We start from the raw sequence: 6,759 nt of genomic DNA, 5'->3' as shown, positions 1-6,759 counted from the left end.
CCCTCGGGCGCATCGACGGCGCTCGCACCCACGGTGACCGCGACGCCGTGCTGCCAGGGTCTTTGGTTTGGGGCGCTACAAGACCTGTGTTCAGGGAAGGGAATTTGCGGGGCCGCCGAATTGCTGCCGCCCGGGCGGCGGCAATCGGCATCGGGTCGGTGGGACGTCGTGAGGGGGTGCGCTTCGCGCTGGCGGTGATTGGTTTGCTAATGGCCGCCGTCACGATGGGGGGTGGGCGGTGATGGGCGGCGCGGCGACGGGTTGCCACAGCTTGCCGATCTGTTCGCGCCGCCCATCGGGCACTTGAGTTCAAGTGACGATTAGCGGCGACTGGTGCCGTTATCGCGCGGCGCTGATCTCTGTCGCAAAGGTGTCTCGCGCGGGTGCTGACCACTCTCGCAAAGGTGTCCGACACCCCTGAAGCGCTCCTTCAAGCTTGAAGGCCATCTATACGGGTGTCCGACACCTGGTGAGACGCACGTACCTACGCGCGAAGCGTCATCACCACGCCGCAAGACGCCGCGTAAGTCTCCGGAGGCCGCCCGCGCGGCCGAACGGGGACGGGCACCGCAAGATGCTTCTAGCCCGAGATACTCTGCGCTAAAACGCCAAGCACGCCGACCACCCCGCCGGCCGTCAGATTTCTATTGCTCGAGTCCGGTGCGGTGGCGGCCCGGGGTGCGCGGGGCGTCGATAAGCCCGAGGGAATCTGAAGGGAGCCGAAGGCGGACGAAGATGACGACGGGGCAGTCCGGAGCGAAGGCTCCGGACCGCAATCGTGGCCCCGCGCGCCCCGGGCCGCCACCGTGCCGGACGCCCCAAGAACCCCTATACCCGCAGCCCGACGCAAACTCCATAAACCCGAAATAACCCTCAAAGCACCCGCAAAATCGCCTCTCTAGCCTGATGCGACAGTTCCAATCGCGTCGGCAGCGACCCATCCGGATGCCGCGCCGCCAGCGGGGGCAGGAAAACCACTTCGACTGCCAATCCTGTAACCCCCAGCACGCGCCAGAGGTTGGCCACCAGCGACTCCTCGCCCACGAAGGCCGCGTAGCCGCTGCGTTTGCCGTGCTGCATGAAGCGCAGCGCCACGGGTTGGATTTCCACCGCGGCTGCTCGAGCCGGTTCGAACAGGCTGGCGTGGAAAGGGAGCAGTTCGAAGCCTTCGCTCGTGGTGCCTTCGGGAAACAGGCCGACCGCGTCGCCCTGTTTGAAGCGGTCCTGCATCGACTCGCCCATCGCGTGGACCGCGTGGCGTTGGCCGCGTTCGATGAAGAGCGTGCCGGCGCCGGCGACCAGCCAGCCGATCACCGGCCAGGAGCGGATCTCGCTCTTGGCCACGAATGACGTCGCTCGCGCCGAGTTCAGTACGAAGATGTCGATCCAGGACACGTGGTTCGCCACCAGCAGCACCGGGCCTTCCAGGCGCGGCTCGCCTTTAAGGATCACCTGCAGGCCACAGGCTGCCATCAGCCAGCGCGACCAGCGGCGGTTCAGCCGCGCGCGGGCGGCGGGGCGCATCAGGGGGAAGACCAGGCCCACGCAAAGCAGGCCGAAAATGATCAGGGGCAGGACAAGGCTCAGCCGTAGGACAAAGCGCAGCAGCTTCAAACTGGAGTCTCCCAGGCCGGTTGGCCACCAACCATGGTGGCTCGTACTCGACCGGGCAGCATCATACCTGCGAAAGGTGTATGGACGCCGCGGCTTTGCAGCGCCGCGGGCATCACCATCCATTCCGCGTCCAGGTCCGCCAGACACAGGTCCGCCGGCGCATCCACGCCCAGATGGCCGCACGGGCCGAGCTGCGGCGCGACGGCGGCGAGTACCGCGGCCGGGCCGGACGTCACGCGCGCCAGGGCGTCGCCGATGGGACGGCGGCTGTCGCGCGCCCATTTCAATGCCAGCGACAAGAGCAGTTCGAGCCCCGTCGCGCCCGGCGTGGACGCCGCGAACGGTTCTGCCTTGCCCCGGGCGTCAACCGGCGTGTGATCCGAGCACAGCGCGTCGATCACGCCGTCAGCCAGCGCCGACTGGATCGCGTCGCGGTCGCGCTGGCCCCGCAGCGGCGGCGTCAGATGGTGATTCGTGTCGAAGAAGCCGATGTCCACGTCGGTCAGCAGCAGGCTGTTCACCGACACGTCTGCCGTGACCGGCAAGCCTTCGCGGCGGGCCTTGCGCAGCAGGTCGATACCGGCGGCGCTCGACAGGCGCGCCAGGTGAATCCGCGCGCCCGTTGCGCGCTGCAATTCGAAGATCGTGTGCAGCGCCACGGTTTCCGCCTGGGCGGGCATCCCTTCCAGGCCCAGACGCTCCGCGTAAGGACCGCTTGCCACCGATGTGCCGCGCGCCAGCCACGGATCCTGCGCTCGCAACCACAACGTCTGGCCCAGTCCGCTTGCGTATCGCATCGCTCCCCACAGCACGCGCGTGTCGGCCATGATGGACTCGCCTTGCGAAAAGGCGATGCAGCCCGCGCGCGCCAGCAGCGCCATTTCCGTCAACGTTTCGCCCGCCAGACCCACGGTCATCGCGCCCAGCGGGTGGACGGTGCACTGCCCAGCCTGCGCGTGACGCATCAGCGCCTCGACCTTCGTGGGCTCATCCAGCGGGCTTTCCGCGTCCGGCGGCAGCACCAGGCGTGTCACGCCACCGGCCAGCGCCGCGCGCAACTCGGCGGGCGCGAATCCGGTGTGGCCCGCCTGCGCGACGCGCGCGGACAGGTCGATCAGGCCCGGCAGCACCGCCAGACCGCTGGCATCGATGCGGCGATCGGCCTGGAATCCGTCCGGCGCCGCGCCGACGGCAATGATGCGGCCCGATGCGATGTAGAGATCGTGCTGACCGTCCACGCCATTTGCGGGGTCGATCAACCGGCCATTGGCGATGTGCAGTCTCATGGCGCCGCTCCGGCCAGCACGCGCAACACCGCCGTGCGCAGCGGTTGTTCAAGCGCCGCGACACCCGCCTCGGTGGGCTCAAGGCCGGCGGCGATGTCGCCGTCAACCTCCACACCAGGCACCAGCCCGCCGGCAGGCAACAGCAGCACGTCCGGCTTGGCGGCCGCCATCGCCGCGGCCGTCAGGCCATGCGTATGGGCGTACTCGCGCGCCGACGGAAGCTGCGCGCCGCTGAGGTCTTCGACATTCAAGGGAAACACGATCACCACGTCGGCGTCGCTCAGGCCTTCGAAAAGGGTCGCGCAGGCGCGCACGCCCAGTTGCGCAAGACCGTCGGGCAGCAGCGTGCGCGGCGCGGCGGCACGTACCTCGGGCACGCCCAGCGTCGTCAGAAGATGGATGATCGAACGCGCCACGCGCGAATGGCGGATGTCGCCGACCAGCGTGACGACAAGGCTCGTGAGATCGGGCTTGGCATCGCCGATGGCCTGCATCAGCGCCAGCGCCGGCACGGGATCGGCATGCCGGCCGTCGCCCGCGTTCAGGACGCGCAGGCCCGGCTCGGCATGGGCTGCAGCGCAATGCGCCGCGCCGCTTTGGGGATGACGCAGAACCAGCACGCCCGGCGCAAGGCCCGCCACGGTTTCGGCCAGCGCCTGCCCGGCTTGCGCGTCCAGCGGCACCGGCAGCATGGACAGGCTGGCCGCGGCCACGGCGTAGGCTTCGCGGTCGGCGGCATCCGTGTCGGGCAGGCAAAGAAACACCGGCATTTCCGGCGCGGCCGATGGCGGCGCATCGCCGGCGGCCGCGTGTCCGCGCGCCATCTCGAGCAGCCGCACGACGTGACGGCGGGGCAACCCTTCCGTGGTCAGCAGATGCGCGAGTTCGCCGCGGCGATCGAGTTGCGGATTGAGCATGGGCAAGACAAGCCGCGGCCGTCAGGCCGCGGGCAAGGCATCAAGGTAGCGTTGCAGGATAACAGCCGCGGCCATTGCGTCGTCCGCGGCATGCGTGCCGAGCAGGCGCTGAGCCTCCATGCTGGAACCGCGTTCGTCGACCAGTTCGACGGCGACGCCGAAGCGGCCGTGCAACTGGTTGGCAAAGCGGCGGCAGCGCGCCGTGGCAGGTTGCTCGCCGCCCTCGGCGTCCAGCGCCAGTCCGACGACAACGCGGTGCGGCTGCCATTCCTGCAAAAGCGCCGCGATGCGGCCAAAGCGCGCGTCGCGGACCTCGCTGAAAATGATTTCAAGCGGACGCGCCTGGCGCGTCAACGTATTGCCGATGGCAATGCCGATCTTCTTTTCGCCGAAATCGAAGGCAAGCAGGGTTTCTTCAGGCATGTCCAGCGTCGCCGGCCAGCATCACGGGATCGATGCCCAGCAGCTTGAGCGCGGCGGGATAGCGTTCCTCGGGCGGCACGTCGAAGATGATGTGCGCGTCCGCGCCCACGCTCAACCAGGCATTCTGGCCCATCTCGCTTTCCAGCTGGCCCGCGCCCCAACCGGCGTAGCCCAGCGTCACAAGCATGCGCGCGGGGCCGTTGCCGTCGGCCACGGCCTGCAGCACGTCGCGCGACGTAGTCAGCGCCATGTCGCCCAGCTTGATGCTGGAACTGTAATCGCCGGCCGGCGCGTGCAGCACGAAGCCGCGATCGGTCTGGACCGGTCCGCCAAAAAAGACGAACGTGTCCTTGACCGGTCCGATCTCGAGCGTCAGGTCGATGCGCTCGAACAGCGTGCCCAGCGTCAGGTCGGTGGGGCGGTTGATGACCAGCCCCAGCGCGCCGCGGTCCGTGTGTTCGCACACGTAGATGACGGAACCCGCCAAGCTGCCCTCGACCATGCCCGGCATGGCGATCAGGAACTGGTTGGCGAAATTGGCCGCCTGCGCCGCAGCGCTTTCGGTATGTTTTTCCGTCATGGCAACCCCTTCATGGGTAGTCTGTGAAAACCGTTCGGAGTGACTGCGCAGACGCAAACATCATGCCTGGCGGCCCTGCGGCGGTTACTAGGGATGGGGTATGCCCCATCTTACGAGCCTTGGCGGAATATGTGGGCGTGACGGCTTCAGATTTCCATCAGTTCGAAGTCTTCTTTGCGGGCGCCGCATTCGGGACAGACCCAGTTGGGCGGCACGTCTTCCCAGCGGGTGCCGGGAGCGATGCCTTCGTCGGGCAGGCCGGCCTCTTCGTCATAGACCCAGCCGCAAATCAAACACATCCAAGTACGCATAGTTCTCTCTTACATCAATTCCCCACCCGGCATCCCCGCGGTGGGGCAAAGGTGAGGGGCTTCCATTAGAATGGGGACAATCTTACCGAAACCCAATAGGGGTTCCCCTGATTCATGCCAAATGAGCCGGGGCGCCCTCAATCAAGCGTTGTCACGTGGCCTCCGTAACTCCCCCTCTCGTTTTGGTCTTCGGCCCGTTCGATCCCTCCGGCTCGGACGGGTTGCCCGCGGACGCCGTCACCTGCGCCCGCCTGGGCTGTCATGGCCTGGCGGCCGTGACCGCGCTGACCGTGCAGGACACCGCCGGCATCGAAGAAATCCACCCCGTTTCGCCCGACCTGCTGGACGACCAGGCGCGTTGCCTGCTCGAAGACATGCCGGTGCAGGCCATCAAGGTGGGCGGACTATACACCGCGGAAACGGCCAGCGTGGCGGCGCAGGTTGCCGCCGACTATAGCCAGGTGCCGCTCGTTCTGCACCTGGGCCAGCGCGCGCAGGTGCCCGCAAGCGCCGCCGACGAGGACGAAGCCGACGACCTCCTGGCCGCGACGCTGGAACTGGTGCTGCCGCAGACGGACCTGCTGGTCATTGAACACCTGCGCCTTGCGCAGTGGCACGCCGACGGCGATATCGATATCGGGGACGCACCCACGCCCATGCACGCCCTGGTGGCGGCCGGCGCGGCGTGGGTCCTGGTGCTGGGCAGCCCCCAGCGTCCCGGTCACTTCGCCAACGTGCTGCTCGGCCCCGGCGGCCAGACGCACACCTGGCCCTGGCAGGCGCCGCCCGACCGCAACGGCGACGCCGGCGGCGTGGCTGCCACCGCCATCACCGCCATGCTGGCGCAGGGCCTGGAAATGCCCGAGGCCGTGCGCCAGGGTCTGGTCCACGCGGACGCGGCCGTGGCCGCCAGCTTCCTGCCGGGCATGGGCCGGCGCATTCCCAACCGGATCCTGCCCCAATGAAATCCTTGCGCTTCCCCACCGGCCTGTATGGCGTGACGCCTGAATGGGACGACACCGACCGCCTGTTGCAGGCCGTGCGCGATGCGGCCGCAGGCGGCATGCGCTCGCTGCAGTTGCGCCGCAAGAACGTGCCGGACGCGGTGCGCGCGGCGCAGGCCCGCGCCCTGGCGCCGCTGTGCCGTGAACTGGGCGTGGTGTTCCTCATCAATGACGACTGGCGGCTTGCGCTGGATGTCGGCGCCGACGGCGCCCACGTGGGCCGCGACGACGAAAGCCTGGTGCACATCCGCCGCGAGGCCGGCCCCGACCTGATCCTGGGTGGCTCCAGCTACGATGACCTGACGCGGGCACGTGAATTGCTCGACGCCGGCGCCGACTACATCGCCTTCGGCGCCATGTTCGCCTCCATGGTCAAACCCGACACGGTGCGCGCGCCGCTGTCCGTCCTGACCGAGGCCCGCCGCCTGGCCGATGAGCGCGATGCGCCCCGTCCCGCGGTGGTGGCCATCGGCGGCATCACCCCCGCCAACGCCCCGCTCGTGGCGCAGGCCGGCGCTGACACCATCGCCGTCATCACGAGCCTGTTCGAGGCGCCCAGCATCCGGGCCGCGGCCGTGGCCTGCTCGGCGCCCTATTCCGCCAACTTCAACCGCAAGTCTTGAT

The 6,759-nt window shown here is 68.4% G+C and carries 9 protein-coding genes; 3 read left to right on the top strand and 6 right to left on the bottom strand.

Annotated features, from left to right (window positions below; all coding sequences use genetic code 11):
* Positions 1–242: hypothetical protein (locus KVT32_RS26555; RefSeq protein ID WP_217619071.1), on the top strand; the 242-nt coding region annotated here is incomplete at its 5' end.
* A 631-nt stretch (positions 243–873) separates the two neighbouring features.
* Here KVT32_RS26555 and KVT32_RS26550 read toward each other — a convergent pair.
* The 6 genes from KVT32_RS26550 to KVT32_RS26525 form a co-directional block, all read right to left on the bottom strand.
* A complete protein-coding gene (locus KVT32_RS26550) occupies positions 874–1,614 on the bottom strand; it encodes a 1-acyl-sn-glycerol-3-phosphate acyltransferase (protein ID WP_056327411.1) in 741 nt (246 codons plus the stop codon).
* Complete coding sequence (locus KVT32_RS26545) at positions 1,611–2,900, bottom strand: dihydroorotase (RefSeq protein ID WP_217619070.1); 1,290 nt, start codon at positions 2,898–2,900, stop codon at positions 1,611–1,613. The genes KVT32_RS26550 and KVT32_RS26545 overlap by 4 nt, the downstream gene beginning before the upstream one ends.
* Entirely contained in the window at positions 2,897–3,817 is a 921-nt protein-coding gene (locus KVT32_RS26540) for an aspartate carbamoyltransferase (RefSeq protein ID WP_217619069.1), read from the bottom strand. Before KVT32_RS26540 ends, KVT32_RS26545 begins: the two co-directional genes overlap by 4 nt.
* Before the next feature lie 21 nt (positions 3,818–3,838).
* Positions 3,839–4,240, bottom strand: coding sequence for a Holliday junction resolvase RuvX (ruvX, locus tag KVT32_RS26535; protein WP_076518713.1), 402 nt, complete (start codon positions 4,238–4,240; stop codon positions 3,839–3,841).
* The gene (locus KVT32_RS26530; RefSeq protein WP_056327419.1) at positions 4,233–4,820 is read right to left on the bottom strand and encodes a YqgE/AlgH family protein; all 588 of its coding nucleotides are present in this window, start codon (positions 4,818–4,820) and stop codon (positions 4,233–4,235) included. The genes ruvX and KVT32_RS26530 overlap by 8 nt, the downstream gene beginning before the upstream one ends.
* Before the next feature lie 146 nt (positions 4,821–4,966).
* The gene (locus tag KVT32_RS26525) at positions 4,967–5,131 is read right to left on the bottom strand and encodes a rubredoxin (RefSeq protein ID WP_003814980.1); all 165 of its coding nucleotides are present in this window, start codon (positions 5,129–5,131) and stop codon (positions 4,967–4,969) included.
* A 155-nt stretch (positions 5,132–5,286) separates the two neighbouring features.
* Here KVT32_RS26525 and KVT32_RS26520 point away from each other — a divergent pair, with 155 nt between their 5' ends.
* Together KVT32_RS26520 and thiE are read left to right on the top strand one after the other, a co-directional pair.
* On the top strand, positions 5,287–6,096 hold the full coding sequence (locus KVT32_RS26520) for a hydroxymethylpyrimidine/phosphomethylpyrimidine kinase (protein ID WP_174245394.1): 810 nt from the start codon (positions 5,287–5,289) through the stop codon (positions 6,094–6,096).
* On the top strand, positions 6,093–6,758 hold the full coding sequence (gene thiE, locus KVT32_RS26515) for a thiamine phosphate synthase (RefSeq protein ID WP_217619068.1): 666 nt from the start codon (positions 6,093–6,095) through the stop codon (positions 6,756–6,758). Before KVT32_RS26520 ends, thiE begins: the two co-directional genes overlap by 4 nt.
* Position 6,759: the final 1 nt, after the last annotated feature.

The organism is Achromobacter sp. GbtcB20 (assembly GCF_019091095.1).
GTDB lineage: Bacteria > Pseudomonadota > Gammaproteobacteria > Burkholderiales > Burkholderiaceae_B > Achromobacter > Achromobacter mucicolens.
This window is presented reverse-complemented; position numbering and strand designations above follow the sequence as displayed.